Origin of the sequence: Streptomyces sp. NBC_00667 (genome assembly GCF_036226825.1) — a bacterium.
Taxonomy (GTDB): Bacteria; Actinomycetota; Actinomycetes; order Streptomycetales; family Streptomycetaceae; genus Streptomyces.
The window spans coordinates 137095-163694 of sequence record NZ_CP109023.1; the positions used below are offsets into that span (position 1 = coordinate 137095).

A 26600-nucleotide genomic window follows, 5' to 3' on the forward strand; every position below is an offset into this window, starting at 1 on the left:
GTCTGTCGTCCGGGCAGTCCGCAGACACGAGTTCATGCAGGTCTCGAGGCCAGGTCCGAGCCGGCACGGAATTCGCCGAGGGGCCGCCCTCTGGCGCGGCCTGGCCGAGCGGGGCGGCGCGTCGGTTGCCCCCGACGAGGTCGCCGCGGGCATGCTGCCCCCGGGGGCGGGTGCTGTCATGCGAACGCTGACGCGGCGACGGACGGCGGAGGAGAATGATCCTTTTACTGCCCAGATGAAAGGGTGCCCCGTGTCAGACCGGAACACTGCCAGCTTCGAACCCCTGGACGGCGACGAGGATCAGCTCGCGCGCGACGCCGTGCGGGAGGTCATCGCCTTCTACAACGCCCGCATCCTCGACGAGCGCCGGGCGCCCGTGCCCGACGAGGAACGCATCGAGCAGTTGAAGGCGGCCAGGCAGGCCGCGATCGGCGACCAGACGCGCCTGGACACCGCAGGCCCTGGCGATGCCGCCCGCGTCGCCGCCGACTACGCGGCCCGACTGAGGGGGCTCACCGACCAGTTGTAGCGTCCGGCGGGCAACGGCAGCGGCCACACCACGGTCCGGGGGCGTCCGATCCGCGCCGGCTGCATCCAGGTCGGCATCAGCGGCCGGGCAAGGCCCGCGATCTCGTCCAGCTCCCGACGGTGCCGTGGCAATGCCTTGCGAAGTACCTGGTACTGCGCAAGGAACGCTGCGGCCTCAGCTTCGGTGTACGGGCGGGTCCGCTCCGCGGCGAGTGCTTGGGCCAGGTCTGTGCCGCCGTGCTCAGCCCGCAGCAGGGCCTGGCCGTCGCGGCGGATCAAGGTCACTGCGGAAATCGCCGGGTGGCTTGAGGTGAGGCTTGCGATGTCGGCGAGAGCGTGGAAGCACCGGTTGTGTCCGGAGCGGGAGGTGAAACGTCCGTTGATGCCGAGCTTCTGAGCGCGGGCGTAGCGCAGGGCGGTGGCGAGGCGGCTGTCGGCTTCCCGGACGGCCAGCACCACGAGTTCGACCGGGTAGCCGGCGCGGTGGAATGGCTCCGCACTGATGAGGAACTCCGTGACGTTGCCGGGGGCACCTTCGACAAGGACGTCCCCGCGGTGTCGGCGGACGTACTCCTCGGCTTCGGCGAACCAGGCTCGGTAATCGGCGCGGATCGCGGCTCCGGCGTTGCGCGGGTCCTCTTGCAGCAGGCGCAGGTAGTCCGGGTGGGACACCTTGAAGTCATCGCCCACCAGGTGGGTCGTGCCCTGGCGCATGGCCCCACGGACCATCCTGGCCGTCGCCGACTTGCCCGCTCCCGGCTGGCCCAGCACATACACCGCGCAGGGAGCCTCACGGGGAACGACGCCGCCCAGGTACGACGGGACGATCAGCTCTTCGAAGATCCATCGGTGCTCGTCGCGGGACAGCTGGTAGTAGTCCACGCCCGGGGCACTACGCCGAGCCTGGGCAATACGGCGTACCGGCTCGGCGAGCGCGGCAGCCCGTTCGGCGTCGCGCTGGACGGCCAGGCGCCGGTCCTCGCAGTCCAAGTCGCGGTGGAGCCGCTGGTCGGCTTGGGTAAGAGCCGTACGGAAACTGGCGGTCTCCCGTGCGCTCCACGGGCGCGCCCGCTCGCGCGCGACCGCCTTGCACGCCGCAGGTCTGCGCCGCCAAGTGCCGTTGGCCAGTTCGTTGTCATAGAGCATCGTGCCGTCGCGCCGCACAACCGTGAGGCGCTCGGCGAGCTGCTCGTCTTCGGCGACAGCCAGGGTGCGGAGCAACTGCCGGGCGCAGTGGTCATGGTTCTCCCATGCCACGTACCGGCCTCCAGCGTGGAGAGCCTCGGACAGAAAGCGGTCGAGGACACCGAGCTGGCTCAGCGCTTCGGCCGTCGCGACCGCCACGATTTCGATGCGGTGTCCGGACCTTCGGAAGGCGGACACGGAGGTGCGGAGCTCGTCGGGATCGGCGAGAGCAGACTCGACGACCGCGTCGAGGGAGTGGGCGCGGACGTGAGCCTCGATGGCGGCCTGCCAGCGGGCCGTGTCCGGGCGTACCTTCGCGCCGGCGGTGCGGACGTCGGCGGCCAACAGCTTCGCGTAGCTGTGGTGGGCGCTCCTATAGAGATCCCGTCCGATCCGGACAGCTGATCCTCGGCGATCCAGGGCTGCTTGGACGAGATCGGCGATGGCCGTCTTGCCGGCGCCGGGCTGTCCGGCCACGAGGACCACGACGGGACGGCCTTGGGGGACGGCCCCCGCCGTCCACGTCGGCAGCAGGACATCGGTCAGGACCCGGCCTGCCTCCCCGTCCGACAGAACCTCCGGCACCACGCGCTGCTCTGACACCCGCAGTCCTCCTCCACCTCAGCTCAAAACTAAGGGTAAATCTAAGGATAAGTAAATGCCAAATCTGTAGGTAAAGAATGCTAGGATGGGGGCTTGGAGGTGACCTATGCCCACCGAAGAGGAACTGTTCGAAGCCGTGGATGCACTGCTCGCGGGGGAGCCCGAGATGCCGCCACCGGCAGAGCGGGCCCGACTCCGCGAGGCGGCCGGGATCACCCAAGCCCGCCTCGCACAGGCGCTGCAAACCACGACGCAGTCCGTGAAGAACTGGGAGGCCGGCCGCTCTGAGCCGCGGCCGCCCCGACGCCAGGCGTACCAGCGCCTGCTGGACGGCTGGGCGGCCAAGTACGGCGCTGCGCCGGAGAAAGACTGAGGCGGAGTGGCAACCGCAGGGCAGAGCGCGGTGGCGCACACCATGATCCGCAAGCCGAGACCACTTTTTTGACGACAGCCCTTAGGGGTCGCCGGGCTGGCATGATCCGAAAGGCAGGGCATGGCGCCGCTCCTCCGTACGGCCCCGCTCCGATGGCCGCCCGCGGGGCGTGCGCCGACGATCAAGATTGGCGGCGGACGCGCACTCCTGCGGCCGCAGCGGGATCCGGGCCAGCGTCTTCATCCACGCGTCCGGTTCCGCGGTCAGCTGGGCCCTGCTTGAGCTCGGGCGGCTCATGGTCGCCCTGCTGGGCGAGCCTGCGGACGGGCACGGTGCGCCGGAACTTCCCCACAGGCCCTCTACTCGCAGTAGAGTCGACGTATGGCAGACGAAACGAGCATCAAGGTGAGCACGGCCGCCCGCGACCGCCTGGCCGCGCTTGCGACCGAGCAAGGCACGACAATCCGGCAGCTCGTCGAGGAGCTCGCTGAGGGCCGGCCGACCCAGGCCGAGTACGCGGAGCGGGCTGAGCAAGCCCGTGCCGAGCTCGCCTCTATGCTGGGCACCGTGCCGAGCGAGGAGGCCGAGGCGAAGGCACGTGCACTTCTGGAGCGCCTCGGCGCTGGCCAGGACTCGGCGGCCGCGTAGTGGGGCCGGTAGCGGTCGTCCTGGACCACACGACCGCTACCGCCCTTCACGACCCCAAGGACCCGTACAACGAGGCCGTCGCCGCGTTCTACGTCCAAGCCTCCGGCGGCCTGGGCACCCTCTACGCGCCGGTGCTGTCCCTGACCGCGGGTGATACCAGAGCGCCCGGCCTGCTCGCCTACATCAACGGGCTGCGGTTCATCGAGATTGAGCCCTTCGACACCGCCGCCGCGCTGTGCGCCACCGAGCTTCTGCACGCCGGATACCCCTGGGCCACCGCCCACGCCATCCACGCGGCCCGGCCGTCGGCAGACTTCCCCGCTGGCCGCTACCTGCTCACCCTGGAACCTGAGGTATATGACGGCACGGGCGTGCAGGCTGTCCATCCGGATCACTGAGGGGCTTCCGTAGACGATCTCCGAAGGGCAGACGGGCCGCGCTCGACGCGGGGCACGTAGCAGTTCGAACTGGCTTGGGCGGACGTCAGCTACCAGTGGGGGCAATGCATTCCCGACCGTTCGGCCCGGTGCACCTCGGCCCCCTGTCGGGAAACGCGGGGTTGGTAAGGATCGGCCTCAGTGCCTCGATCAGTGCCGCGTCAGGCGGCGGCGAGGCGTCGACCTCGCGGTGGATGTAGGCGACGACCTCGTCGCCGAGGATGGCGTGGCGACAGGCGCGACAAACCATGGGGGATCCTTCTTTTCGTGCAGGCCCGGCTACGGCGTAGCCGGGCCTCGGGCTGTTCCGAGGGGGTCATTGGGCGCTCTCGTAGACGACTGAGTCGTGGGGCAGTCCTCGGCCAGCCCTGGAAGCGCCTGGCGCTCGGCCCCGACCTCGGTAAGACTCCAGCGGAGCTTGGCACCGACCCAGGTGGGGGCGTAGCTGCAGTGGTAGGAGCCGTCCGACATTTGCCGCGTGCAGCGCAGCATTCGCACGACCGGGGCGGCACACCGCTGCTGCTTCTACAGCAAGGCGGACCTCCCCGGTACAGCCTGCGCCTGCTGCTCCCGGACCAGCTATCGACTCACGGCTGCATGGCCGCAGCGGTGACGGGCTCGCGCCTGGGTCGATCGGTGTCCCGCTTGCACGCCTCAAGAGCGGCTTCCACGTATGTCTCGAAGTCGGCAGCAGCGTCCTGCTGCACGATGCTCTGGATCGTGAGGAACGTTCCCCACGCGGCCATCTCGGCAAAGGGCGGGGACTTCTGCTCAGGGAGTTCAAGTGACAAGTATCCCGCCCAGTCGCGCCGTCCGCCCGTGGGCGCACTGGTCTCCCGCCGGCAGGCTCGGATGCCGGCTTCGAAGAGCTCTACAGCTTGGTCCAGGTCCACTACGTCGATGATGGCGGAGAAGAGCGGGACAACGTTCTTCGCGCTTGGAGGCCAGTCGTCGTCTGAGGAGCCGTAGCGAGTGGTCAGCACCCGTCGCAGGTAAGAACCGTAGTTGAGGATCACGCCCTAGAACTATCTCCTCGGCAGGGCTGGGCAGGAGTGGCGCGCGGCACTGCCCCCTGGGAACGCCCGTGTGGGCCGTCCAACCTGCGGCTTTCCGTTCCGGAAGATCCCGCGGCGCACCCTGAGCCAGGCCGCCAAGCTTTGTTCTCCCGGGCGTCGACGACACCGACTCCTACCGACTAGCCACCACTCGCGCACGCGCCGACCAGCAAGCCGCCAGCTGACATCGAGCCGAGACCGACGACGTCGGGACGGTCAGCTGGCAAACGCTCGCCGCCCCTTCTCCAGACGCGCCCGCTGATCATCGATCCAGCCAGTCGCGGGGAAGAGAGGCACGCTGACCGTCACATGGGACGACGGGCCGTCATGGAGCGACACCCCGATCACACCAGCTCAACGGCTTGATCTTGAACTGGACTGTCCGACTCGAGTTCAGCCACGACACGAACCGCCCCACTGCACGGCAACTGCCCTCGGCTACTGCGAAACGATGGCCCTGGACCGACGTCAGGAGCGGCCCGCTGGTCCCGGCCGTCACCACGCTCGACCAACGGGTGAAGGGCTGGCTGAGCTTGGTCGGACGTAGTCGGCCAGGTGTTCAAGTCCGCGTCCGACGAGCTGCCTGCTACGGGGTGCGGCCGGTGGTCCTCAGGGGGTAGGACTGCCCGACGGGACGGGAGCGGTCGCGCTCCAGAAGTCGTCCTTCACGTCCGGGCGCTGGGGGTACGGGGTGGTGCGCACCGGGGTGTTGGGTTCGGCCGTGGGGGCCTGTACGAGCGAATCGGCCAGGCAAGGGGTGGCGGCATCGAGGAAGAACTGGGCGCTGATGGACCAGCGCTCCCGCGAACGCCTGCCGTTGATAGACAGGCTGTGAATCCGGCCCTTCTGTCCGTCATCGGTGTGTCCCTGCGTCGGTGCCGTGCAGATCGGCGAGTACGGCCTGGACCTCATGGACCTCCTCGACATGCTCAGGGGCCAGGGGTGACGACGCTTTGGGGCAAAGGCAACCACAGCATCGGAGGAGTTCGCCTCCGGATTGAGTGGCAACCGCAGTTCAGAGCACAGGCACGGCAGCGAGCAGCCCGCTTAGGCGGCTTCGTCACGTCTAGCCGGGGGTACTTTGGATTCGGCCCCGACGGTCACCTGTCTCCCGCGCGAGCGGGGACACCGTACTGCCTCGGGCCGGCGGCCCGAGGCAGTACGGCACCGCGTCAGTCGGCGACGGGCTCCCGGTGGCCGCGCATGGCGACGCTCCAGCGGATGGCCGATCCCATCCTCAAGATCGACCGCTCATAGACGCGGGCCGCACCGACCGCCAGGCCGACCGCCGCAACGGCCATCAAGGACGCTGCGGCCAGGTTCGCCGTCCACCCGGCGGTGTGCGCGCTCACCTGCAACGGCATGATCAGCATTGAGAACGGCGGTATGTACTGGACAACGCCCACCCACGGGGCCGTCAGGTCCATCGCCGCGGCGACCGCGACACCGTAGGGCACCAGTGTCGCCATCAGAACCGGCATCACGGCTCCCGAGACCTCCTCCGCACGCGAGACCAGGGAGCCGGCGGCGGCGAAGAGGAAGGCGAAGAAGGCGAACCCCAGTACGAACCAGGCCACGGCGGCGGCCATCGTCGCCGTCGCGGGGAACGTGGCGGGCAGGACGTGCCCGAAGCGGACCGCGAGGACCACTGATGCTCCGAACAGCGCAGTCTGGAGGAGCGCCGCCGCGCCGATGCCGAGCACCTTGCCCGTCATGAGGCGGAAGGGGGTGAGCGTGGCGAGCAGGACCTCGACGACGCGGGTCGACTTCTCCTCGACTACGCCCTGGGCGACCGTCATCCCGTAACCGAAGAGCTGGAAGAACAAGATGGTCACGACACCGAGTGCCGCGCCGAGCCCTGCTCCGCCGGGCACCGGGTCACCGACGAGTTCGGCGGCTGGAAGGGCCTCGGCCACGAGAGCGCGCATCCGTGCCTCATCGACGTTCTGCTGGTGGAGTGCGCGGGATGTGGCCCAGCGTTCCGCAGCCGCAGCCGCTGCTTCGCGGGCTGCGGGCGGGCTGTTGTGTCGGAGGATCAGCCGAGTTCGGTCGCCGTCGGTGACGAGGGCGGCGTCCGCCTCCTTGTCCGTGACCTTCCGGCGGGCGTCGGCGGCGTCCGCAGCGCTTTCCCACCGTGCAGCTTCCCTGCCCGGCGTCCCCGTTACGAAGGCCGCCACCGGCGTGCCTGCGACCACGACGACGGGCTGGTCTTCACTGTCCGAGGAGCCGAAGGCGAAGAGGAGCCCGAGGATAACTCCGATGTTCACCAGGGTTCCCACCACGAAGGAACGGGTGCCGACGCGGGCGTGGATCTCCCGCCAGGTGACCAGCCGCACCGCGGTGCCCGCGGATGCCGCGCCCGCCGTCTTCTGTGCCGGGCTCATGCCGCCTCCTGCGGTTCGTCGGTGACCGCGGAGCGGAAGAGCTCGGTGAGGGACGGTCGTTGGCGGTGGAAGGCCACGACACGTCCCAGCCTCATGGCGTGGTGCAGGAGTCGGTTCTCGTCGAAGCCGTGCGGCAGACCGAGGACGATTCCCGCGCCCCGTCGGTGGGCGGGTAGGTCATCGGCGCCCGGGATGGAGGCGGGCCAGTCGTCGGGCGCGTCGTCGACCTCGATGTAGACGCTGTTGTCGGCGCCGGCGCGGAGTTCCTCCACTGTGCCGCAGGCGACCATCGTCCCCTTGCTCGCGATGCCGACGCGGTCGCAGAGCCGCTCGACAAGGTCGAGCTGATGGCTGGAAAAGAGCACGGGGACCCCTTCGTCCGCCTTGCTCCGCAGGACGCTGCTCATGGTGTCGACGGCCAGTGGGTCGAGGCCGGAGAACGGTTCGTCGAGGAGCAGGAACCGAGGGTCGTGCACCAGGGCGGCGGCCAGCTGCACGCGCTGCTGGTTTCCGAGGCTGAGGGAGTCGACCGCGCGGTCGCGGTGCTGCCCGATGTCGAGCCTTTCCGTCCAGGTATGCATGGCCGTGCGAGCGGCGTGCCGGTCCATACCGTGCAGCCGCGCGAGGTATTGGAGGTGGTTGCCGACGGTCATCCTGGGATAGAGACCGCGTTCTTCCGGCATGTAACCGAATGAGGTCCGGGTCTTTGCGTCGAGGGGACGTCCGCTCCATCGGACGGCTCCGGCGTCCTTTTCCAGCACCCCGATGATGATGCGCATGGTCGTGGTCTTGCCAGCGCCGTTTCCGCCGACGAAGCCGAATATTTCTCCGGCTCCGACGCTGAATTCCATTTCGTCGAGCGCGACGCGACTGCCGTAACGCTTCGAGATTCCTTCTATTTCAAGTACTGCCTGATCGGATTTCACTTGTCCCCCGTGGAGAACTTTCGTTCTGATGTGCTGTTGGCGTGGGTCAGACGCCTTTGCGTATAGGTACTGCGGGCTATGCCGATGATCTGGCAGAACCTCGAAACGCTGAGCCCGCATTCGCTCCGTACGGCGTCGAGGTCCGGGAAGGGACCGCATGGTGGTCCACTGCGTTGCGCCTGGCCCTGAGCTGGATGTACACCTCGCCGAGCGCCGTCTTGAGCTCCGTGATCTGGGCGAGCAGGCGGCGTTCCCGCTCGCTGCTCTGACTGACTCCGCCTTCGAGTCCCTGGGTTCCGGAGCTGATGAACTGGCGCTTCCAGTTGCCGACCGCCTGTTCCGAGACCCCGACACTGCTGGCTGCCTGCGACACGGACAGGTCGCCGGACAGAACGGTCAGGACGAGCTTCGCCTTCTCTTCTGGAGGTATTACGGGTGGTCTGGGCACGTCGAAATCTCTCCCCCGGTCTGTGTCGTTGTCATAAAGAGTTGTCCGCTGGTGGTCGCCGCGGACCCGACAACGAGGCGTGTGCGACACATCTTGTTTACGTTCCCCCTGCGCCTGCAAGTTCATTGAGGAAGATCTGAGGAACAATTCAGAGGGGCCCCGCAGTGCGAGTACCTGATTTCAGACAGGGCGAACAGCCCGCTCCGCCCAATCGGAAAGAGGGCATCGCGGTCTGGTGTCACCGCATTTCAGGTTCGGTCGAAACCCCGTCGGGTCCCCCGCACGGGAACGACCGTCGTTCTGGAGAGCGGGTGGCCTTGCGCGGCCCGTGCCGGCGAGGGGTGCTCGCCTGCGGGTTCCCCGAGGCTCCAGTCCCCGTTCATGAAAGATCCCCCATCGCGCAGTGCGGGCGCCCGCGTCGGGACGTGCCCGGTGCGCAGGTGGTCGTCGCCCTCGTTGATCACGGTCGAGCCTATGGAGCGTCCGTCCCGACTGCCAAACCGCGCGTCTGAGAAACTACTTGCCTGGCAGGAAAGTGCATGCGAGGATGGAAGCATGGAAAAGCTTCCCACTCCAGATGAGGCGAACTCGGCTCTCACAGTGGCCGGTTCGGCAAGTAGCACCGCTCGCGGCCCCCGCCCGATGCCCTCCTGGCTTCCCCCGGCGGCTGGCCTGCTGCTCGCCGGAGGGTTCGTCAATTTCGGCCTCGCGTACAAATATCGTGACGAACCGGCCTTCCTCGTCGCAGCCGCCATCTGTCTTGTTCTCTTCCTTCTCGCCATCGCCTCCACGGTCCGTGCCGGTGGCGTGGTGCCCGCTCCTGCGGGCACCACGCGGGAGCGGACGCTGCGTCAGCTACCTGCACTGCTGCCGTTCATCGCCGGCGGCTTCGGGGCGCTGTTCGCCGGCGTCGTGGGCTGCCTGGCGGTCGCCGGGATCGGTCTGGGGGTACTTGCCTGGTTCCAGCTGGTGCGCTTGAGGAACGGCATCGCGGCATGACCGGACCAGATCCGCTGCCGCAGTTGGACGCGGTCATCCAACACCCCAGCAAACTCGCGGTCGTCGCCTTCCTGTCCAGTTGCACGGAGGCCGAGTTCAAGGCGGTACGCGACGGGCTGGACCTGTCCGACTCCGCCCTGAGCAAGATCGTGACGGCCCTGGAGGACGCCGGGTACGTCGCGGTACGGAAGGGGTACGTGGGCAAACGCCCCCGCACCTGGCTGACGCTGACCGGTACTGGCCGAAGCAATCTCGCCGGCCATCTCTCGGCGCTGCAGCAGATCGCCGATCAGGCCAAGGGGCGGGGCGCTAGCCTGGGCTGAGCCGGGAGCCGCGGACCCGGTACCCGGGCCGGACGCGCCGGAGCCGCCGCACTTTCCACGCGATCCTCTCGCAGGGAAAGTACGACGGCTCCGGAGAACACGGTCTAGGACCGGCGGGGTGGAGCCGCCGAATGCCCCTCGGCGGCTCCACCCCGTTCCCAGTCGATCAGCAGCCCGCCGCGTGCGTGATGGACACGCTGGTCAGGACGCCGCTCGCGGCGCTGACGGAGAACGCGGTGCACTCGGGCGAGGAGACCGTGGTGACCGTCAGCGGCGTGGTCGCCGGGGCGTCACCCTGTGCAGTGGCGCCGAACTCCTCGGCGGTGGTGTAAGCGGTGTAACCGGCGATCAGCTGACTGGCGTTCATGGAACTTCTCCTGAGGTGTGAGTGGGGTGGGTGGATCAGCAGCCGACGTGGGCGGTGGCGCCCACGGACGCGGCGCTGACGGCGCTGACGGCGGCACCGCACGCGGCGCTCGAGATGTCGATGAAGCTGAGGATCGACGGCGTGGTCGCCGGGGCGTCACCCTGTGCAGTGGCGCCGAACTCCTCGGCGGTGGTGTAAGCGGTGTAACCGGCGATCAGCTGACTGGCGTTCACGTCTGGCCTCTCTCGTATGTGCTTCGGAATGCGCTTTGCGGAATCAGTTGACCACACGGACCCCTCTAGATGAAGCCGGAAACTTATGGCTTGGTTCTCTCCACAAAGCCCTGAGCTGCACGTTCTCCGGGACTCCACAACAAATTGCGTCCGACACTACTTTCACTGCACCCGTCGGCACCGGCATTCCGCACACGAAAAAGGGACCCGTGCCCACGGGTCCCTTTCTTCGATATCCGCCGTTGTCCTCAATTGCTCGTCGCGCGGCGGACTAGTCTTGACCACACCTCTAGTTCCGTCCGTGTCTCGTCGAGCGCTCGGGCCAGGGCCTCCGCCTCCCTGGCAAGCACCTCGTACCGGTCTACGGGAGCGCCCGGAGACGTCAGGCCCTGGAGGGCATGAGTCAAAAACGCATCGGCCCACTCCTCCAGACACTGGGAGCACACGCCCAACCGCCGACAGAGCGCATCGCGCGGCTCCGCACGGGACAGCAGGCTCATGACCGCCCGGATCCGCAGGGCTGCCGACGCGGTCGGACAGCGCAGCACGCGGCGGCCTACAGCAGCCCGAGGTCGGGCAGCGGCGGCGAGGCCAGGTTGCGGGCCGGCGCCAACGGGTCGATCCCGGCGTCCCAGAACACCTCCCGCATCGTGTCTTCTAGACCGACGCCGTCGGGGCGCACCCGGTGCTTGACCATGGCCTGGGCCAGCGCACCGCTGCGGTGTTCACCGAAACTCAGGCCCTGCATCCCGGGACGGGCATCCTGAGGCTCCCACGCGACGGCGACGCCGGGCACCACCTGGTGGGCGAATGGCGAGGTGTCCGGACCCAGCCCTTCGAGACCGGACACGCACGCCCCGATCCCCCGAACAGCCGACCAACTCTGCGGGGGCAGGTAGACGACGAGGGCGTCGCGTCGCGGGAACAGCTGGGGACTGGAGGTGATCTTCGCCCGGTACACCAGCCGCCTTTCCTCCAGGTACGTCAGCACCGTGTTCCACACCTGGGGTGCCGCCTCGGCCGAGGTGACGTGGACGTACACACGAAGGGTCTGCGCCCCTCGGCCGACACCCGTGCCCGCCGAGCCGTCGGTGAGGAAGAACCCGGTGGACAGGGCTGGCCGGGCCGCGGGCAACCGTATCGCCGCAGCGCTCGGCAGCTTTGCGGGAGGCTCGCCCACGAGCGTGTCCGCGGGAAGGAGGACGCGCAGTCCGCCCAGCTCCGCCACGAGCATGCCGTCATCGGTGCGTTCGCGGACGACCGCGTCGGCGAGCGTGTGGGAGTGCGGCATGGCATCGGTCAGCAGGCGGTCGAACTCCGGATCGCGCAGGCTCCGTGGACGGGTGGTCTCCGCCCTGTCCTTACCCGTGTGCACTAGCTGATACAGGGTCTGCGACAGCTTCCCCGCCAGCTTGCCGGGCGTGTCTGCCTCCAGGGACTCCGATCCGACCGTCGCGCTCAGTCCGTCGGAGGAGACGGAGATGTCCCGGGCGGTCCGTAGGAGGGCGGGAGCGAGGGCATCGGTGGTCATCGGTATCACAGTGCGTCTCCCAGTCCCAGGATGTCGGTGCTGCTCTCGGGCGCCAGCAGGATGCTGCGCCCGATGCCCGCGCCGGCCCGATCGGCGGCGATCACGCGTCCACCGACCATCGCGGTGGCGAGCATGCGGTCGAACATGTGCCACCCGGCGTACAAGGCGGCGCGGATACGCAGCCCGTCGTCGGCGGCCGCACCGCGCACGGAGCGGTATCCGGCCCAGAAGGCACGCATCCGGGGCCGTAGCCGGTCAAGTTCCCGTACCCCGTGTTCGAGGATCTCCTCGTGTGAGGTCTGCTGGTCGAAGGTGAACCCGGGAGTGTCTCCGATGGAGCGGGGAATGCCGTGGATGGCGGTGTAGAGCCACTCGCCGATGACGGCACCGAGGTCCCGGGCGGGGTCCCCGAGACGGAACTCCTCCCAGTCCGTCAGAAGCAGCTTTTGCGGAGTCAGAAGGAACTGGTCGAGCCTCAGGTCTCCGTGGATCGGCCTGCGGTCCTGCACCGCGGCCTCGGCTGCGCGCAACCGGTGCAGGGCGTCGACGACCTTCCGGTCGGACTGGATCAGTCTCCAGGTCTCCAGTTCGCCGAACGTCGAGGAGACCAGGCCCCTCAGGGACACGGCGTTGTGCGGATGTAGCGGGGGCATCGGGTGGGGCGTAGTGTCCAGCAGGCCCGCGTCCGCGGGCAGGGCGTGCAACTCGCCCGTGAGCCGCCCGGCCTGGTGGCTCAACTCCTCGTCGAACGCGTCGTCGGCGTTGAGCTCAGACCCTGAACGGGCGTCCTCCAAGAGTTCGAAGACGACGAGCATCGCGTCGGCGTCGGAGCCGAGCAGGGACGGACCGATAAGGGCTGATCCCGGGTGGCGGGCCGCCAAGGCCTCGAAGGCGAGGATGCGGTCGTACCGGCTGCGGGCCTCGGCCGGCTCTGGGCCCCTCAGCCGCTTGACGAAGACGCGTGCGCCCGTCGTCGTCGTACCGGCCCAGTTGTCGTTGCGGCCCACCCGGGATGTCACGTCGTCAGGGTCGAACGCACCCAGGCCGAGCGCGCCGAGCAACGCCGCGACCTCCGGGACTCCGGCGAGATCTGCAGGGGCGTACCGGGACCGGGTCGGCGCGGATTCCTTGTTGGGAGCTCCTTGGATTCTTGTCACGCGGCGGCACGGTAGGCACTTCCCACGGATCTCGGCAAGGGCAAAGTATCAGAGTAACTTTTCCCGTGCGGGCGCCATGTCCGTACGGCAATTCGCCTGCAGCACGGCAGTCGGCCACGCGTTCTTCCCCTGGGCAAAGTAATGCGCCGGACGACATTACTTTGCCCCCGTCGCGCATTCCTAGAGTGCCGACATGTCCCGCGCCCCAGTGATCCGCTCAACACTGTCCAACGGCCTGCGCCTCGTGGTGCAGCCGTTGCCCGGCATGCCGTCCGTAGGCGTCGCCGTCCACTACGACGTCGGATTCCGGTCCGAACTTCCGGGCCGGAGCGGATTCGCGCACCTCTTCGAGCACGTGATGTTCCAGGGCAGCGAGCACGTCGGGCCAGCCGATCATTTCCGCCACGTCCAAGCCTCGGGCGGGACTGCCAACGGCTCCACCCACCAGGACTACACCGATTTCTACCAGGTGCTGCCCGCATCGGCGCTGGACCGGCTGCTGTTTCTGGAAGCCGACCGGATGAGGGCCCTGCGCATCACCGAGGAGACGCTGCGCACCCAGATCGCCGTGGTCAAGGAGGAGATCCGGCAGTCGGTCACGGACAAGCCCTACGGCGGATTCCCCTGGACCGTGCTGCCCGGGGTCCTCTACAGGGAGTTCCGCAACGCCCACAACGGCTACGGCTCGTTCGGGGACCTGGAGGCCGCCTCGCTGGAGGAGTGCCAGGCATTCTACGAGACGTACTACACCCCGGCCAATGCGGTCCTGACCATCTGCGGGAACGTCGATCCGCGGCACGCCCTGGACCTCGCGGACCGTCACTTCGGCGGCATCCCGGCCCGCCCCCGCCCCGCGCCTCCGTTCCTCGACGAGCCCGAGCCGGCCGGGGAGCTGCGGGGCGAACACCGTGACCCGCATGCCGTACTCGCCGCCACCGCTCTCGGCTACCGCCTGCCCGATCCGGCGACTTCGCTGCCCCAGTACCTGAGTCACATGGTGCTGACCCAGATGCTCACCGGACGGGACTCCGCCCGCCTGAAACGACACATGGCTCACCGGAGCGAGCTCTTGACGGATGTCAGCAGCAGCTGCGGACTGTTCGGCCCGCTGCGCGCCCGGTCCCCCGAGACCCTGGTGGTGCTGGCCATGCACCCGCGCACCACACCCGTCGACGCGGTCCTCGACGTCCTCGACACCGAGATCGCCGAGCTGGCAGCGAACGGCCCCACCGGGCTGGAGCTCGAGGAGGGTAGGGCACTGGCCTCCGCCGGAACGTGGCGAGGGTTCGACAACCTTGTCGTACGGACCCGCGCGCTCGGCACCTACGAGTTGCTCTTCGGGGCCCCGGAACTCGTCGACACCCTGGCCCCACGACTCGCGGCCGTCAGCGCCGAAGACGTCCGCTCCGCCGCGGCGCACCTCGCGAGAGGCAGGCGCGCCGTGCTGTCCCTCATCACGCCCACGGGAGTTTACCGGTGAACCGCAGCAGCGTGCTCCCCCCAATTGGTCCCCCCGTCCCGGTCGGCCTGCCCCCTCTGGCCGACGTACGCCTGGAGAGCGGGCTGCGCGTCATCGCCGCCCGCCACGCCTCCACCCCCATGACGGAGCTGCGACTGGCGATCCCGCTCCACGTGGAGTCGTTCGCCGATGCGGCCGTCCAGGAAGTGCTGGCCGCATCACTGCTGGGGCACACCGCGGCCGGGGAGCAGGGACCGGCCGATGACGACCTGGCCGCATCCGGAAGCCTCCTGTCCGCTACTCGCTCCGCGCGCTGGCTCGGCGTCGCCGGCTCCGGCCCCAGCTCGCTCCTTCCTCTGCAACTGGATGTCCTGGCCCGGTCCCTGGTACGCCCCCGTTTCACCGACGACGTGGTCCGCGCGGTCATGGTGCGCGCCCGGGGGCAACTCGCCGCCACGCGTGCACAGCCCCAACTCATCGCCTCCGAAGCGCTGGTGGAACACCTCTACGGGCCGCTGCCGCAGATGCAGGACGTGCCGCGCGAGGCGGACCTCGCTGCGGTCGGCCACGAACAGGTACGCCTGGCCCACCACCAGTGCGTACGGCCTGACCGGGCGGCGCTGATCCTGGTGGGCGATCTCGATCCCGATCTGGCCGTAGAGCAGGTGACCCGAGCCTTCGCGGAGTGGGAAGCGGCCGGCACGACGTGGGAGACGACGGAAGGCCCTCTGCTGCCGCAGCCGCGTGCCCGCACCATCGCCCGGGTGCCCCGACCGGGGGCGACGCAGACCCAGATCCGCCTGGTCCGCCCGGGACTCGCCCGCACCGACCCCGGCTTCGCGGCCTTGACGCTAGCCAACATCGTCTTCGGCGGGTACTTCTCCTCGCGCCTGGTCGCGGAGGTCCGTGAACGGCACGGGCTGGCCTACCGGTGCGAGTCGGTCTTCCGAGACCACCTCGACCAGCTGGTCGTGGCGGTGGAGGCCGACACCGCCACGGAGCACGGCCGCAGGACCCTCGACCACCTGCGGGCGCAACTGCGGCGTATGCGCACGGAACCGCCGACCTCGGCCGAGATCGAGGCGGCCCGGCGGTACGTCACCGGGATGACCGCTCTGGCGGCCTCCTCCCAACAGGGCTGGGCGAGCAGCCTGATGCTCGCCCTGGCCACCGGGCAGGAGCCCGAACGCATCAGCCGCATCCTGGACGACTTCACCTCGGTGACCGAGAACGATGTCGCCGCCGCGGCCGGCCGCTTCTTCGATCCCGACGACTTCCACGGCGTCGTCCTCGGAGACTCCCCCACCCCCTTCGAGACGGAGACGTTCCTGTGATCTCCCCGCACACCACGAGCATCGTCTTCCCCGTCCAGCCCACTCAGGTCGCACAGGTCCTCCCCTTCGCCCAACTGCTCCAGCGGCGCGGCTCGGGACGTCTGTGGCTGGGACAGTCCCTCGGCGTCGAAACGCACCACGTCTTCGCCGCGCTCGCGGGAGCGGGGATCCGCATCCCCTTCGGTACCTCGGTCGCCCTGGCGGGTCTACGTCATCCGTACGACGCGGCGGTGCAGGCCCGCTCCGTCGCCCAACTGTCCGGGCTGCCGTTCGTGGCGGGCATCGGCCCGGGCGGGGAGGCGTTCCAGCGCATGGTCCGTCCCGCCCCCATGCCGAAGCCCGTCACCGTCAGCAGCCAGTACGTCACCACGATGCGGGAACTGATCGAGAGCCGGGGCGGGGCCGACACCGACGGGCTGGAACACAGCACGCACGGAGCGCTGCCGGTCATGAACGCGCCCCCGGTCGAGCTGGGGCTCGGAGTCCTGCGCCCAGCCATGGCCCGCGCGGCGGGCCGGGTCGCCGATGTCGCCATCACCTGGCTGACTCCACCACGGTTCATCGAGGAGGCACTCGTTCCCGCGCTGGAACAGGGGGCGGCGCAGGCCGAGCGCCCCGTTCCCCGTGTGGCGACCGTCGTCCACGTGGCGGTGCAACGCCCGGGCCGCGACATCGAGGCCATAGCCCACTCCGCGGCCTACGCCCACCTGGGCAGCCCGCACTACACCGACATGCTGCGCCAAGCCGGCGTCCCGGCCGACCCGGCGGACACCAAGGGCGGCGCGGCGCTCCTCGTCTCCTCCCGCACGTTTGTCTCCGGTACCCCCGCAGAGATCGCGGACGGCCTCGACCGGTACCGGGCGGCGGGTGTGGGCGAGGTCATCCTCAATGTCTGCGGCGTCTACACCGCACTCGGCATGGGGGCGGCCATGACGGACATGCAGCAGATCCTCGCCGCGGTGGACGGCCGCCATGCATGAGAACCCCACCGCGGCACCGCCGTTCACCGCCCGCAGGCTGCTCTACGTGGGTACGGGCTCCCTCGGGGTGATGTTCATGCCCATGTGGGTGCACTGGCTCCGCGCCGCCTACCCCGAACTGGCCGTACGCACGGTCATCACCCGGTCCGCGACCAAGTTCGTCACGCCGACAGCGCTCTCGGTGTTCGCCGGGCATACTCCGCAGCTCGACTCCTGGACTGAGGAACCCGAGGAGTCCGCAGCCCACGTCGAGATGGCCGAGTGGGCCGACACCGTCATCGTGCATCCCGCCACGTTCCACTTCACCAGCCGCCTGGCGCTCGGAGTGGCGGACACCCCGGTACTGCTCGCGCTGCAGTGCACGCGCGCCCCCATCGTGCTGGCTCCGGCCCTGCCGCCCGGAGCCTTGACCTCAGCCGCATGGGAGTGCCACATGGCGGCCCTCGAACGGCGGGCCAACGTCCACGTCGTCCCGCCCCATCCCGGGGTGAGCATCACCACCGGCAAGCCCGATGCGGCGACCGCCGCGCCGCTTCCCGAGGTTCTGTTGGCCGCGGAGCGGCTGCGGGCCGCCGCCGCGGGCGGGGCCACGGACAGCGCGGTCGCCACGGAAGGCACGCCGCGGAGCGAGCGGACGGAGCCGAACCCGTGACAGAGCCCGTCCTCGTGGACATGTTCGCGACCGGATTCCAGCGCACGACGATTCACCGGATCGGCGACGGCACGTTTCTGTGGACGCGCGGCGCCGGCCTGGACCGGCCGACGCCCCTCACCGCGCCCTCCGCTGCGGCCCGGAGCCATTTGGCGTCCCTGGCCCGCCCGGGCCTCCTCACCCTCAGCCTGCCGACCGTGTCCGGGGACGTACTGCGCTACGCGGTCCCGGGCTCGACCACGGCAGCGAAGGTGCTGTGGTCGGAGCCCTCACAGGCCGACAGCGTGCGCTTGGCCGAGGCCTTCCGGTCCGTCGGCAAGGTGCTCAGGCTGCTGCACTCCTATCCGGCACCGCCCGGTAGTGCCACCGGAGGCCCTGTCGGACCGGCCCGCTTGGCCGCCTGGATGGACGGCGGGCACGGCCCCCGCGCCGCCGCCCGGATGCACCGCCTGCTGCGTGACGGCGTCGGCCCGACACGCTGGGCCGCGGTCCGCGACTGGTGCCGCGACCTCGCCCTACCCGGTCCGGACGCGACGCTCCTGCACGGTGCGCCGAGCACCGGTTCCCTCGTGCTCCCAGCGGAGCCGGCCCGGCCCTCCGCGGACGAGGAGGGACTCACCGACGGGGGCGCCTCGCCTCCGACCGCCGGGGCCCTGCTCACCGGGGAGGAACTGGCCCTCGGTCCGTCCGGGTTCGATCTCGGATGGATGCTCGGCGAATTGCTGGAACTGCGGATGACCGCCGTCCATCGCGTCGTACCACGACCGATCCTCTCCGAGCTGCCCAAGGCACTGCTCGCCGGCTACGGCGTCCCCGTCGACCCGGTCGTCGCGGGCCGGGCGGCGACTTTGCGCATGCTCACCCACGCCCATGACTTCGCCTCGTACGTGGGCTGGCACCCCGAGCTGGAACTCTACGCGCGGACCGCGATCCGCTACATCGACACCGACGGGCTGGCCGCACTCGACGGTGGTGTCTGAGCCGGCGCCGGCCGGCCCGCACGTCACCCCACCCCCCGCCCCGTTGTCCTTGTCACCCACCTCCCGAAGGAGCCTCCTGTGAAAACCCACGGCATCAACCTCGTCGTCCTCCACGACCTCGACCCCGTACGGGCTGCCATCGAGCAGGCCGCCTCGACCGCGGACGCGTCCGAAGCCCCCGGGCTGCGCCGCGCCCTGTCCCTGCTAGACGAGTACCGACACAGCGACACCGACATCAAGGTCCGCTGGGCACGCCAGTACCTCGACGAAGCCGGCGTCCCCGCCGGCGACACCAGTGCCCGCACCATCAAGAAGCTTCGCCAGGCCGTTCCGAGTCTCGGCCTCGGCGAGGCGGTCGCTCTGGTCACGCTCGCGGCGGAGCGCTGAGGTGCCGCTGTCCACGAGCCGGCCTCGGGCAAACGTTCGCATCGGTGCCGACATCCTCGCCTCGGGCCGGGGCATGCTCGCCGTGGCGTTGCTGCTGGCCCTGGTCTCGACGGCCGGCACCCTGGCCGTGCCACTGATCGTCAAGGAGGTCATCGACGCGTTCGCCAAGGACGAACCCATCGTGCGCCCCATTCTGATGATGGCGGGTGCGGCGCTCGCCGCAGCGGTGACGCTGGCGGTCTCGGGCTACCTCCTGGCCAGGGTCGGCGAGCACATGATCCTGCGACTGCGCCGCCGTGTCATGGCGCACGCGCTGCGGCTGCCCATGGCCACCCTCCGTGTCCAGGGCATCGGCAACCTCGTGGCCCGGATCACTTCGGACGCCATCCTGCTGCGGGCCGTCATAGACGTGGGAGTCGTACAGCTGCCGCTCGCCGTCCTGACGGTCGTCGCCACCTTGGCGGTCATGGCGTTCCTGGACTGGGCGCTGGTGCTCATCAGCATCGCGTCTTTCGCCGTCGCCGGCATCGCCATCGGGTTCGTCCTGGTGCGCGTCAAGCGCAACGTCGTCGAACAGCAGGGCGCCATGGGCGAACTCGCCCAGCGCTTCACCACCTACCTGTCCGCGCTCACCACCATCAAGGCCTACCGCTTCGAGCGCGGGGCGGCCGACCGGTTGGGCGAGGACGCCCGGCAGCTCACCTCGACCTCCCTGGCCGGAGCCCGGCTCCAGTCATTCATTTCTCCCGTCATGGGGCTGGGACAGCAGATCGCCCTGGTCTCGGTGATCATCGGCGGTGGCGCCCGAATGGCCGACGGCAAGCTGTCCGCCCCGGACTTCGCGGCGTTCCTGCTCTACCTCCTGCAACTGGTCGGGCCGGTCACAGTGGTCGCCACCGGTATCGGCCGCCTGCAGGCGGGGCTCGCCGCCCGGGTGCGCTTCGAGGAGTTGCTCTCCCTGCCACAGGAATCGGACGACAGGTCCCCCGGAACGCCCCGCCCCGAGCCGGTACCAGGGGCACCGGCAGTCGTCTTCGACTCGGTGTCGTTCTCCTACACCGGTACGACCACCCTCGCCGGCCTCGGATTCAGCGCGCCGCGTACCGGCCTGACGGCCTTCGTGGGGCCCTCCGGAGCGGGAAAGACGACAGCCCTCAACCTCATCGACCGCTTCGTGCACGCGGACGGGGGCCGGATATCCGTCCTCGGACATCCCGTCGGGGACTGGCCCCTCGACGACCTGCGCCGCCGCATCGCGTACGTGGACCAGCAGTTCACCCTGCTGGAGGGCTCGGTCCGCGACAACCTGCAGCTCGGGTGCGGTCGTCCGGCCTCCGACTCCGAACTGGCCGAGGCCTTGGCCGCCGTGGGACTGCGAGAGGACATCGAAGCCCTGCCGGACGGCCTGGACACCGTACTGGGCCGGGAAAACGACCTCTCCGGCGGGCAGCGACAGCGCTTGGCCCTTGCCCGCGTCCTGCTCACCGACGCCGAGATCGTCCTGATGGACGAGCCCACTTCCCAGATGGACAGCATCAACGAGGAGCGCTTCCGCCAGGTCGTGGACGACATGGCCGCGACCCGGGCCGTCCTGGTCGTGACCCATCGGCTCTCGACCGTGCAGAACGCCGACCACGTCATCATGCTCGCCGCCGGAACAGCGGTGGATGCGGGGACACACGGCGCCCTCATGGACGAGTGCGCCCCGTACCGGGAACTGGTCACCAGCCAGTCCCTGATCTCCGCCTCGTAGGCAGCGGGGGCAGTCTTCGGACGCTCGCGAGGAACTGGCCGTCCGTAGTGGTGCAGCCCCGGGGTCCGGTCTGCTGAACGAAGTGGTCGGTTCGCAGTGAGTGGTAGAGCGTGCCGGGCGCTGGGAGCACTGGCCTGGGCGTGGTCGACGGGGAGGTCCTGATGCGCAGGCCGTAGATCACGAGTTCAGTCGGTGGTGAGCCACTGCTTCCAGTGGTCGCCGTGGACGAGGCTCGCGGCGTCGACGGTGTCCTGGAGGTGGAAGGGGAGCTGCCAGCCGGTGCCGTCGGGCAGCTGGCGCAGTGCGGGGCCAAGGGCGGACTAGGCAAATGACCGAAGCCGCACCCTGGGCACCGCCCCGCGCCCCGTAACTCTCCTAGCACAACCGGCCGTCGGCCGCCCCGGCGCCTCGCCGCCGAGCTCGCCGAGGCGCCGGGCACGACACCCGTGGCCGCGCACCGCTCCCGAGGCCGGCGCCCCCTGGGCACCGGCACAGACACGGCCGAGCACTGACCCCGCGTCGCCAGTGGGCCGCAGCATGTTGGGGGCGGCGGTCTGTAGCAGGCCGATCAGGAGGTGTTCTCCTCTTCGATAGGTGCTAGGTAGGCGTCCTGAAGAATGCGAAGCACACCGGCTGGTGGTTCACCGGGAACAGCAACCCCGAGCCGATCGGCGAGCGCGACGAGGGGACGAGGCGGCGGCAAAGGGGGAGGCGAGCGCCTACCGGCATCGCCTCGTCCCACTCGACGAAGAGGATTACCGAGCGCTGCGGGCCTTGACCGTCGGCGAGACCCGAGCGGGCGGTAGGAGAAGCGTCATGTCCTGGAAGGGGCCGACGCCTCGAACTCCTTGATGGCCATGCGGTCGGTACGCGCACCGTTGCCGCTCAGGCGATGGAGAAGGAGCCAGCGTCCGTCGTCGTGTGCCACGGCGATGGCGGACGCCCCGCGCGTGGCTCCGTTGTGCCACAGCAGCGAGGAGTTCCCCCCGCTGCGCCAGGTGGGGGCCGGCGGCCCCAGTCTGTGCTCGACCAGGAGGCGTACCACGACGGAAGCCACGGTCCGCGGGGTGGACCACAGGCCGCCGGCGGGCAGGATCGGCCCGGTCAGGGTCCACGGGGCGCGGGGGCGGCCGAAGAGGGTGCGTGCCACCAGTCGCCGGTCGGCCGGGGGGTGCGCCGTGACGGCGCCCGCCTCCAGCCCGAGGGGCTCCAGAACGCACTCGTCCACCAGCTGCTGATACGTACGGCCCGATACCTCGGTCAGTGCCCGTCCGAGCACGGCGTACCCGAGGTTGGAGTAGGTTTCGGTGCCCGGCGGCTCCACCGCCACCCCGTCCAGGTCGTGCAGCAGCTCGTTGAGTGCGACATCACTGAAACCGGCGTACGGGTCGTCGGCAGGGCCGGTGTCGCCGGGTGGAAGGCGTGGCAGCCCCGAGGTGTGCTCGGCGAGGTGCCGCAGGGTGATCCCGGTGCCTCGGGGTACTTCGGCGAGGTAGTCCTGCAGAGGGGCATCGAGGTCGATCACCCCCTGGTCCCTCAGCCGCATCATGACGGTTCCCGTCATCACCTTGCTGAGGGAGCCCAGTTGGACGAAGCGGTCCGGGTCATGGCCGTGGGTGGTCCGGTCGGTGATTCCCGGGCCGCCCAGCAGGCAGGTGGCCGTCAGCACGCGCCTCCACCCCCATCAGACCAGTTCCGCTTCATGGACAGCCCCTTTGTCCCTGGTTTCCTCAGCCGCGGCGGCCGGCTCGGCAGTCCGGTCTCGCCGGCTGCGGACCCGGCCGATGAGACGGTCGAGAGCTCTCCAGAGGAAGATCAGGTCGCAGGCGATCATAGTCAGGGCGAAACCGGTGAGAACCACCAGGATGTCGTTCTCGTAGGCGGAGTGCGACCAGCCGGGGAGCTCGAACTCCGGCACCCTCATGACGGAGAACAGGGCCGTGCCGTCCTGCCATTCCTCCCCATGACCTTGTAGAGGGGAACGGGACCGCGAGCGCCCGGATGTGCCCCGGCAACCGCCCGCGATTTGGCGCTGATAGATCGGCCACCGTCGCACGCCCGCCCCGGCCCGCCTCTCGGTCGTATGAGGCTGTCAGGGCACCTGGGCGCGTACGGCGTTCGGGGAAGGGTGTAAGCGGATCACAGGGTGTCCAAGTCGTGGGGGTGGAAGCCGGGAGCGACGACGCAGGACACCAGGGCCGGTTCGTGGCCGGCTGGTGTTGCCGTCTGCCAGACCTCGGCCGGCACGAGGAGTTGCGGCTGCTGTCCGTTTTCGATGTCTGGCCCCAGCATTGCGGCGGTGGGCCTCTCGTCGGGCGTTGTTGCGGTGCCGCCGAGGTACAGGGTGAGGGGGCCGCCCCGGTGCCAGAGCCACAGTTCGTCCGAACGTACGCGGTGCCAGCGGGAGGTTTCGCCGGGGTGGAGGAGGTAGTAGATGCCGGTCGCGTAGGGGCGGAGCCCGCGGCGCTTGTCAGGGACGGCTTGCGGTCCGGTCTGCCAGGTCTGCCGGAACCAGCCGCCCTCGGCGTGCGGCTCCAGTCCGAGGTGCTGCACCAGCGGGGAGATATCACCCATACCTGCATCCTGGCCCATGATGCCGTCCTGGGGTGGCAACGACGTGCGCGCGGCAGGCAGGACCAGGGCTGTGTGGAGGGAAACGGTCCGTCGTGAACGGGTCGCCGTCGAGCCCCGTCGGCGCGTCCACTGGCGACAGGGGTGAGTTCGCAGTCACGGCGTGCGCCTGGCTTGGCTGTACGCGCTGAAAGGAGACTCGCGGGGGCTGACCGGCGACGCGCGGCTGAGCGAGTGGCGTGGCGGTGGTCCCCCGGTGTGGAGCCGGGAATTAGACGAGGGGTCGCGGCGGGCCCGGGCGCAGTGGGTCAGACGGTCGGTGTCCCTGGGTACGGGTGCGGGGGACGTCGGGGGCGAGACTGGTGAGCTCGCATGTTCAGGTGTCGCATACTCGCGGCCGAGCCCAGAGGGGGCTCGCGCTGAGTGATCTGCGCGAGCCCGCCGGCACCCGGCAGTGTGCTGGTCGGCGATTGGCATGATGGGCGGCGGCAAGTCTCAGGTGTCTCTCACGGAGCGGCTGTGAGGTTCAAGACCGCAGTCGCCGAACGGGACGAGTGGTGCTATTCGCCGGCTGTCGGCGTCGGACCGCTCCGGTTCGGTATGACCGTCGCCGAAGTAGTCGAGGCTGCTGAGATGCTCGGCCAGACGAAGGTCAGCGATTGTGCACGGGACCACGCGATCCTCACGCCGACTTGGAAGGTCGAAGTCCACCGTCGCGGGGTGGCTCCTTCATCGCCTGCCGTCACGGCCTATGTGAGCCGAGCTGTGGGGCTGTTCTGCATAGCTGCCGACGCCGTGCACGGACCTCAGATCGCGTACGACGGTCTTGCGCTGGTCGGGAGAGACCTGTCGGAGCTGGAAAGCGAAGCAATCGCGCATGCCGAGGCAATGGACGTGCACTTTTGCTACACACCCGAGGGCTACGCAGCGCCGGATGATTCCGGGGTCGTGATGCGCGGGCAACTGGTCGGGCAGGTCCTCCGATCGCCTCCGTTGTTCATGGTGACGCGCGACGGCGCGAATACTGAATGGGACTCGATGCCTTCCGAGGAGTACCGCGTCAACGGCCAGTCCAAGGCCTGACGTGGTGTGACTCTTGACGTGGGATGGAGAGGACACACCCGAAGACGCCAGCTCACCAGTCGAGGCCACGTTCGGGGCGTGGCGTATCGCGGACGGCGCCGATGAACCGGGTGAGCCGACCGGTTCTGCCCCTACGACCCGGCATCTGCCTGGCGAGCCGTCGCCCAGTGCTCCTCGAACTCTCTCCGGCTGATCTCTTGTCTCAAGAGCGCAGGGTCAAAGAGGTCCACGATCGGTGGGTTGAACGGCCAGTCGTCAGGGCCACTTCGCACGGCGGTTCCGTCCTCGGCGAGTTCCACTTGGCGAATCCGACGCCCATCGGACCCCACTTCCATCAGATATACGACTGCTTCATCGTTCTCCTCGTCCCAGCGACGCCGCAGGAACACGACGTCCCTCTCCGCAAGCACACCGAAGCCTTCGCACTCACGCTGGGCGTCTCGCTCGGCGCGCAGACCATCCAGTCCTGGAGGCATTCGAGGACCGTCGATGTCGACTTCCTCCAGGCCCTCATCCTGGAACCGAGCCACAGTGTCCGGGTCGGTGACCACCTCAACCCAGGCGAACGTTTCGAGGACCTCCCGCTCGGAACGCGCTTGGACCCACCACCACGAACCGCCCATGCCGTAGTCGTGCAGAACGAGGAAAGGGCGCTTGCGCGCGTCAGCGTCATCGGTCATGGAGGCTGAGAATAGCCAGCCCCGCTGCGGAGCTGTTCGCCTGGTCAAACGCACAGGGCAAACGGTCAAGATCACCTGTCACAGGTCACGCCGCCTGGCCTACCTCTGCCCGCGCCAGCGGGCTGACAGGGTCCTCCCGGTCCTCGCACGACTGCGACACCGCCCGGCACGGGGTGCCCGGTCCTCGCGCGGCACCAGCATCACCGCGCTGTGGACCCTCATCAGCACCGGCTCCGGCTTCAACGCCACGGTCAAGGAGGGGGAGAGCGCCGGCTCCCGGAACTGGTTCCGGAGCTGGCCGACGCGACGCAGGCGCCACTCCCCCGCCTGCGGCTGTCCGGGCCGGTCGCGCCGTCGGGGCGTCGGCGGGGGTGGCCGGGGGGTCAGGAGCCGGTGGTGCGGACCGAGCCGGTGCTGGTGCCGCTGGTGTCGCCCACGAAGCAGGTGACCTTGCGGTCGCCGAGGATCCAGGTGGTGGACTGCGGGAAGTAGTAGAACACTTCGAGCTTGTCCGAGACCTTGGCGTCCTTGCCCACGTAATCGGTGAGGTCCGTACCGCCGCACTTCTCCTCGGCCAGCGTGGCGACCTTCTCCTTGCCCGGGTACGGGCCGTTCTCCAGGGTGAAGACGGCGTACGCCTCCCCCTCGTGCGGCTGGCTGCAGGGCACGACGCGCACCGAGAAGGCGGCCTGGCCCTCGGTCTTGTCCTTGTACTGCGCCAGGTCGCCGTTCGTGGTGAAGCAGTCCCCCATGCGGAGGTCGTTGACCTTGCTGGAGCCCGAGCCGGTGACCTGGCCACCCGTGTCGCGCTTGGGCGCGGGGCTGTCGTCCAGTGCTCCGGAGAATCCCAGGGTGAGGAAGATCGCGTAGAACGCGATGGTCAGTGCGTGGATGACGATCGCCGCGATGGCGAAGCCCTTGCCCTTCTCCCCGCGGGTGCGGATCTGGGAGAGGGCGACGATGCCCAGGATCAGCGGGACCAGCGGCAGCGCGCAGACGATCGACATGACGAACGCGACGACGGCCAGCACGTTGGTCTGCTGCTGCGGCAGCGGCGGCGCGTACCAGCCCTGCGGGCCGCCGTACGGCCCGGGTTGCCCCGGCTGCCCGTATGGTCCCGGCTGTCCGTACGGCTCGGGGTGCGGCGGGGGCTGCGGTGGTATGGACATGCGGTGGAGCTCCTTGTGCAGGGGTGAACGCAACCAACAGCCAGGCGGGGACACCGCGACCGCCGGAGGGCGTCTGATCGTCGCATGGTGTCCGGGGCGGCCGACGACCGGGCGTGGCATCGAGGGCGGCCGTCACCTGCTCCCCCTCGGGGCTTCGGCGGGGGTGTGGGGCTCCCGGCCGGTCCGGGGCAGGGTCTGGGGCCCCGGGGGGCGTTGCAGGGGCTCAGGGACCGAAAGCCGGGGTGGCCGGGGTGCTCGGGGGTGGAGGGGCCGGGGCCGGTGGGGTGGCCCCCTCCCTCGGTACCCGCTCCCCCCAGGACAAGGTACTGAACGCCGGTGGACTGGCTTCGGTCCC

Annotated in this window: 29 protein-coding genes and 1 pseudogene; 14 read left to right on the forward strand and 16 right to left on the reverse strand. The window is 69.4% G+C overall.

Translation table 11 applies throughout. The features are described 5' to 3' along the window. The first annotated feature begins 250 nt into the window (after window positions 1–250). The gene (locus OHA81_RS33215) at window positions 251–529 is read left to right on the forward strand and encodes a hypothetical protein (protein WP_329202918.1); all 279 of its coding nucleotides are present in this window, start codon (window positions 251–253) and stop codon (window positions 527–529) included. On the opposite strand, the gene OHA81_RS33220 is transcribed toward OHA81_RS33215, so the two are convergent. Next, the gene (locus OHA81_RS33220) at window positions 490–2316 is read right to left on the reverse strand and encodes a zeta toxin family protein (protein WP_329202919.1); all 1827 of its coding nucleotides are present in this window, start codon (window positions 2314–2316) and stop codon (window positions 490–492) included. The two genes, OHA81_RS33215 and OHA81_RS33220, sit on opposite strands and share 40 nt — an antisense overlap. 106 nt (window positions 2317–2422) lie before the next feature. On the opposite strand from OHA81_RS33220, the pseudogene OHA81_RS33225 reads away from it, so the two are divergent. The 3 genes and pseudogenes from OHA81_RS33225 to OHA81_RS33235 form a co-directional block, all read left to right on the forward strand. Further along, window positions 2423–2671, forward strand: a pseudogene (locus OHA81_RS33225) (helix-turn-helix domain-containing protein); the annotation flags it as partial. A gap of 399 nt (window positions 2672–3070) precedes the next feature. Further along, a complete protein-coding gene (locus tag OHA81_RS33230) occupies window positions 3071–3337 on the forward strand; it encodes a hypothetical protein (RefSeq protein ID WP_329202920.1) in 267 nt (88 codons plus the stop codon). Continuing rightward, window positions 3337–3735, forward strand: a complete 399-nt coding sequence (locus OHA81_RS33235; RefSeq protein ID WP_329202921.1) for a hypothetical protein — start codon at window positions 3337–3339, stop codon at window positions 3733–3735. Before OHA81_RS33230 ends, OHA81_RS33235 begins: the two co-directional genes overlap by 1 nt. A 626-nt stretch (window positions 3736–4361) precedes the next feature. Here the strand turns inward: OHA81_RS33235 and OHA81_RS33240 are convergent. The 6 genes from OHA81_RS33240 to OHA81_RS33260 form a co-directional block, all read right to left on the reverse strand. Next, the gene (locus tag OHA81_RS33240) at window positions 4362–4790 is read right to left on the reverse strand and encodes a hypothetical protein (RefSeq protein WP_329202922.1); all 429 of its coding nucleotides are present in this window, start codon (window positions 4788–4790) and stop codon (window positions 4362–4364) included. Between the two features lie 255 nt (window positions 4791–5045). Next, window positions 5046–5177 carry a DUF5959 family protein gene (locus tag OHA81_RS34750; protein ID WP_443056816.1) on the reverse strand — a complete coding sequence of 44 codons (132 nt, stop codon included), beginning with the start codon at window positions 5175–5177 and terminating at the stop codon, window positions 5046–5048. A gap of 261 nt (window positions 5178–5438) precedes the next feature. Beyond that, the gene (locus OHA81_RS33245) at window positions 5439–5741 is read right to left on the reverse strand and encodes a hypothetical protein (protein ID WP_329202923.1); all 303 of its coding nucleotides are present in this window, start codon (window positions 5739–5741) and stop codon (window positions 5439–5441) included. A gap of 260 nt (window positions 5742–6001) precedes the next feature. Further along, complete coding sequence (locus OHA81_RS33250; RefSeq protein ID WP_329202924.1) at window positions 6002–7213, reverse strand: ABC transporter permease; 1212 nt, start codon at window positions 7211–7213, stop codon at window positions 6002–6004. Then, window positions 7210–8139, reverse strand: a complete 930-nt coding sequence (locus OHA81_RS33255; RefSeq protein WP_329202925.1) for an ABC transporter ATP-binding protein — start codon at window positions 8137–8139, stop codon at window positions 7210–7212. The genes OHA81_RS33250 and OHA81_RS33255 overlap by 4 nt, the downstream gene beginning before the upstream one ends. A gap of 76 nt (window positions 8140–8215) precedes the next feature. Then, window positions 8216–8587 carry a transposase gene (locus OHA81_RS33260; protein WP_329202926.1) on the reverse strand — a complete coding sequence of 124 codons (372 nt, stop codon included), beginning with the start codon at window positions 8585–8587 and terminating at the stop codon, window positions 8216–8218. Between the two features lie 555 nt (window positions 8588–9142). On the opposite strand from OHA81_RS33260, the gene OHA81_RS33265 reads away from it, so the two are divergent. Then, window positions 9143–9586 carry a hypothetical protein gene (locus OHA81_RS33265; protein ID WP_329202927.1) on the forward strand — a complete coding sequence of 148 codons (444 nt, stop codon included), beginning with the start codon at window positions 9143–9145 and terminating at the stop codon, window positions 9584–9586. Beyond that, window positions 9583–9909, forward strand: coding sequence for a winged helix-turn-helix domain-containing protein (locus OHA81_RS33270; RefSeq protein ID WP_329202928.1), 327 nt, complete (start codon window positions 9583–9585; stop codon window positions 9907–9909). Before OHA81_RS33265 ends, OHA81_RS33270 begins: the two co-directional genes overlap by 4 nt. A 166-nt stretch (window positions 9910–10075) precedes the next feature. On the opposite strand, the gene OHA81_RS33275 is transcribed toward OHA81_RS33270, so the two are convergent. The 4 genes from OHA81_RS33275 to lxmK all read right to left on the reverse strand — a co-directional run bounded on the left by OHA81_RS33275 (window position 10076) and on the right by lxmK (window position 13197). Further along, complete coding sequence (locus OHA81_RS33275) at window positions 10076–10276, reverse strand: LxmA leader domain family RiPP (RefSeq protein ID WP_329202929.1); 201 nt, start codon at window positions 10274–10276, stop codon at window positions 10076–10078. Window positions 10277–10311: 35 nt separating this feature from the next. Continuing rightward, window positions 10312–10509, reverse strand: a complete 198-nt coding sequence (locus OHA81_RS33280; protein ID WP_329202930.1) for an LxmA leader domain family RiPP — start codon at window positions 10507–10509, stop codon at window positions 10312–10314. Between the two features lie 556 nt (window positions 10510–11065). Then, window positions 11066–12040, reverse strand: a complete 975-nt coding sequence (locus OHA81_RS33285; RefSeq protein WP_329202931.1) for a T3SS effector HopA1 family protein — start codon at window positions 12038–12040, stop codon at window positions 11066–11068. A gap of 5 nt (window positions 12041–12045) precedes the next feature. Then, window positions 12046–13197, reverse strand: a complete 1152-nt coding sequence (lxmK, locus tag OHA81_RS33290; protein WP_329202932.1) for a class V lanthionine synthetase subunit LxmK — start codon at window positions 13195–13197, stop codon at window positions 12046–12048. 193 nt (window positions 13198–13390) lie between these two features. Here lxmK and OHA81_RS33295 point away from each other — a divergent pair, with 193 nt between their 5' ends. The 7 genes from OHA81_RS33295 to OHA81_RS33325 all read left to right on the forward strand — a co-directional run bounded on the left by OHA81_RS33295 (window position 13391) and on the right by OHA81_RS33325 (window position 20742). Then, complete coding sequence (locus OHA81_RS33295) at window positions 13391–14677, forward strand: M16 family metallopeptidase (RefSeq protein ID WP_329202933.1); 1287 nt, start codon at window positions 13391–13393, stop codon at window positions 14675–14677. 11 nt (window positions 14678–14688) lie between these two features. Continuing rightward, complete coding sequence (locus tag OHA81_RS33300) at window positions 14689–15990, forward strand: M16 family metallopeptidase (RefSeq protein WP_329202934.1); 1302 nt, start codon at window positions 14689–14691, stop codon at window positions 15988–15990. Beyond that, window positions 15987–16970 (forward strand): LLM class flavin-dependent oxidoreductase, encoded by a 984-nt coding sequence (locus OHA81_RS33305; RefSeq protein ID WP_329202936.1) that lies wholly within the window; start codon window positions 15987–15989, stop codon window positions 16968–16970. The genes OHA81_RS33300 and OHA81_RS33305 overlap by 4 nt, the downstream gene beginning before the upstream one ends. Then, window positions 16963–17622, forward strand: coding sequence for a flavoprotein (locus OHA81_RS33310; protein WP_329202937.1), 660 nt, complete (start codon window positions 16963–16965; stop codon window positions 17620–17622). Before OHA81_RS33305 ends, OHA81_RS33310 begins: the two co-directional genes overlap by 8 nt. Further along, window positions 17619–18602 carry a hypothetical protein gene (locus OHA81_RS33315; protein WP_329202939.1) on the forward strand — a complete coding sequence of 328 codons (984 nt, stop codon included), beginning with the start codon at window positions 17619–17621 and terminating at the stop codon, window positions 18600–18602. The genes OHA81_RS33310 and OHA81_RS33315 overlap by 4 nt, the downstream gene beginning before the upstream one ends. 78 nt (window positions 18603–18680) lie before the next feature. After that, the gene (locus tag OHA81_RS33320; RefSeq protein ID WP_329202941.1) at window positions 18681–18989 is read left to right on the forward strand and encodes a hypothetical protein; all 309 of its coding nucleotides are present in this window, start codon (window positions 18681–18683) and stop codon (window positions 18987–18989) included. Between the two features lies 1 nt (window position 18990). Then, entirely contained in the window at window positions 18991–20742 is a 1752-nt protein-coding gene (locus tag OHA81_RS33325) for an ABC transporter ATP-binding protein (RefSeq protein WP_329202943.1), read from the forward strand. Window positions 20743–21556: 814 nt separating this feature from the next. Here OHA81_RS33325 and OHA81_RS33330 read toward each other — a convergent pair. The 3 genes from OHA81_RS33330 to OHA81_RS33340 all read right to left on the reverse strand — a co-directional run bounded on the left by OHA81_RS33330 (window position 21557) and on the right by OHA81_RS33340 (window position 23316). Further along, window positions 21557–22411: a serine hydrolase domain-containing protein gene (locus tag OHA81_RS33330; protein WP_329202945.1), complete on the reverse strand. Its 855-nt coding sequence runs from the start codon at window positions 22409–22411 to the stop codon at window positions 21557–21559. A gap of 15 nt (window positions 22412–22426) precedes the next feature. Further along, window positions 22427–22660, reverse strand: a complete 234-nt coding sequence (locus OHA81_RS33335) for a hypothetical protein (RefSeq protein WP_329202947.1) — start codon at window positions 22658–22660, stop codon at window positions 22427–22429. Between the two features lie 221 nt (window positions 22661–22881). Beyond that, window positions 22882–23316, reverse strand: a complete 435-nt coding sequence (locus OHA81_RS33340; protein WP_329202949.1) for a cupin domain-containing protein — start codon at window positions 23314–23316, stop codon at window positions 22882–22884. 516 nt (window positions 23317–23832) lie between these two features. Here OHA81_RS33340 and OHA81_RS33345 point away from each other — a divergent pair. Then, complete coding sequence (locus tag OHA81_RS33345; RefSeq protein ID WP_329202951.1) at window positions 23833–24396, forward strand: hypothetical protein; 564 nt, start codon at window positions 23833–23835, stop codon at window positions 24394–24396. A gap of 131 nt (window positions 24397–24527) precedes the next feature. On the opposite strand, the gene OHA81_RS33350 is transcribed toward OHA81_RS33345, so the two are convergent. Together OHA81_RS33350 and OHA81_RS33355 are read right to left on the reverse strand one after the other, a co-directional pair. Next, window positions 24528–25076 (reverse strand): hypothetical protein, encoded by a 549-nt coding sequence (locus OHA81_RS33350; RefSeq protein WP_329202953.1) that lies wholly within the window; start codon window positions 25074–25076, stop codon window positions 24528–24530. A 383-nt stretch (window positions 25077–25459) separates the two neighbouring features. Continuing rightward, window positions 25460–26245 carry a DUF4190 domain-containing protein gene (locus OHA81_RS33355; protein WP_329202956.1) on the reverse strand — a complete coding sequence of 262 codons (786 nt, stop codon included), beginning with the start codon at window positions 26243–26245 and terminating at the stop codon, window positions 25460–25462. Window positions 26246–26600 lie beyond the last annotated feature (355 nt).

Excerpts from the sequence above, each read along its gene's own strand:
- OHA81_RS33230 (WP_329202920.1), top strand. The coding sequence starts at position 3,071 with ATGGCAGACGAAACGAGCATCAAGGTGAGCACGGCCGCCCGCGACCGC.
- OHA81_RS33245 (WP_329202923.1), bottom strand. The coding sequence starts at position 5,741 with ATGAGGTCCAGGCCGTACTCGCCGATCTGCACGGCACCGACGCAGGGA.
- OHA81_RS33250 (WP_329202924.1), bottom strand. The coding sequence starts at position 7,213 with ATGAGCCCGGCACAGAAGACGGCGGGCGCGGCATCCGCGGGCACCGCG.
- OHA81_RS33265 (WP_329202927.1), top strand. The coding sequence starts at position 9,143 with ATGGAAAAGCTTCCCACTCCAGATGAGGCGAACTCGGCTCTCACAGTG.
- OHA81_RS33270 (WP_329202928.1), top strand. The coding sequence starts at position 9,583 with ATGACCGGACCAGATCCGCTGCCGCAGTTGGACGCGGTCATCCAACAC.
- OHA81_RS33275 (WP_329202929.1), bottom strand. The coding sequence starts at position 10,276 with ATGAACGCCAGTCAGCTGATCGCCGGTTACACCGCTTACACCACCGCC.
- OHA81_RS33285 (WP_329202931.1), bottom strand. The coding sequence starts at position 12,040 with ATGACCACCGATGCCCTCGCTCCCGCCCTCCTACGGACCGCCCGGGAC.
- OHA81_RS33295 (WP_329202933.1), top strand. The coding sequence starts at position 13,391 with ATGTCCCGCGCCCCAGTGATCCGCTCAACACTGTCCAACGGCCTGCGC.
- OHA81_RS33310 (WP_329202937.1), top strand. The coding sequence starts at position 16,963 with ATGCATGAGAACCCCACCGCGGCACCGCCGTTCACCGCCCGCAGGCTG.
- OHA81_RS33340 (WP_329202949.1), bottom strand. The coding sequence starts at position 23,316 with ATGGGTGATATCTCCCCGCTGGTGCAGCACCTCGGACTGGAGCCGCAC.
- OHA81_RS33350 (WP_329202953.1), bottom strand. The coding sequence starts at position 25,076 with ATGACCGATGACGCTGACGCGCGCAAGCGCCCTTTCCTCGTTCTGCAC.
- OHA81_RS33355 (WP_329202956.1), bottom strand. The coding sequence starts at position 26,245 with ATGTCCATACCACCGCAGCCCCCGCCGCACCCCGAGCCGTACGGACAG.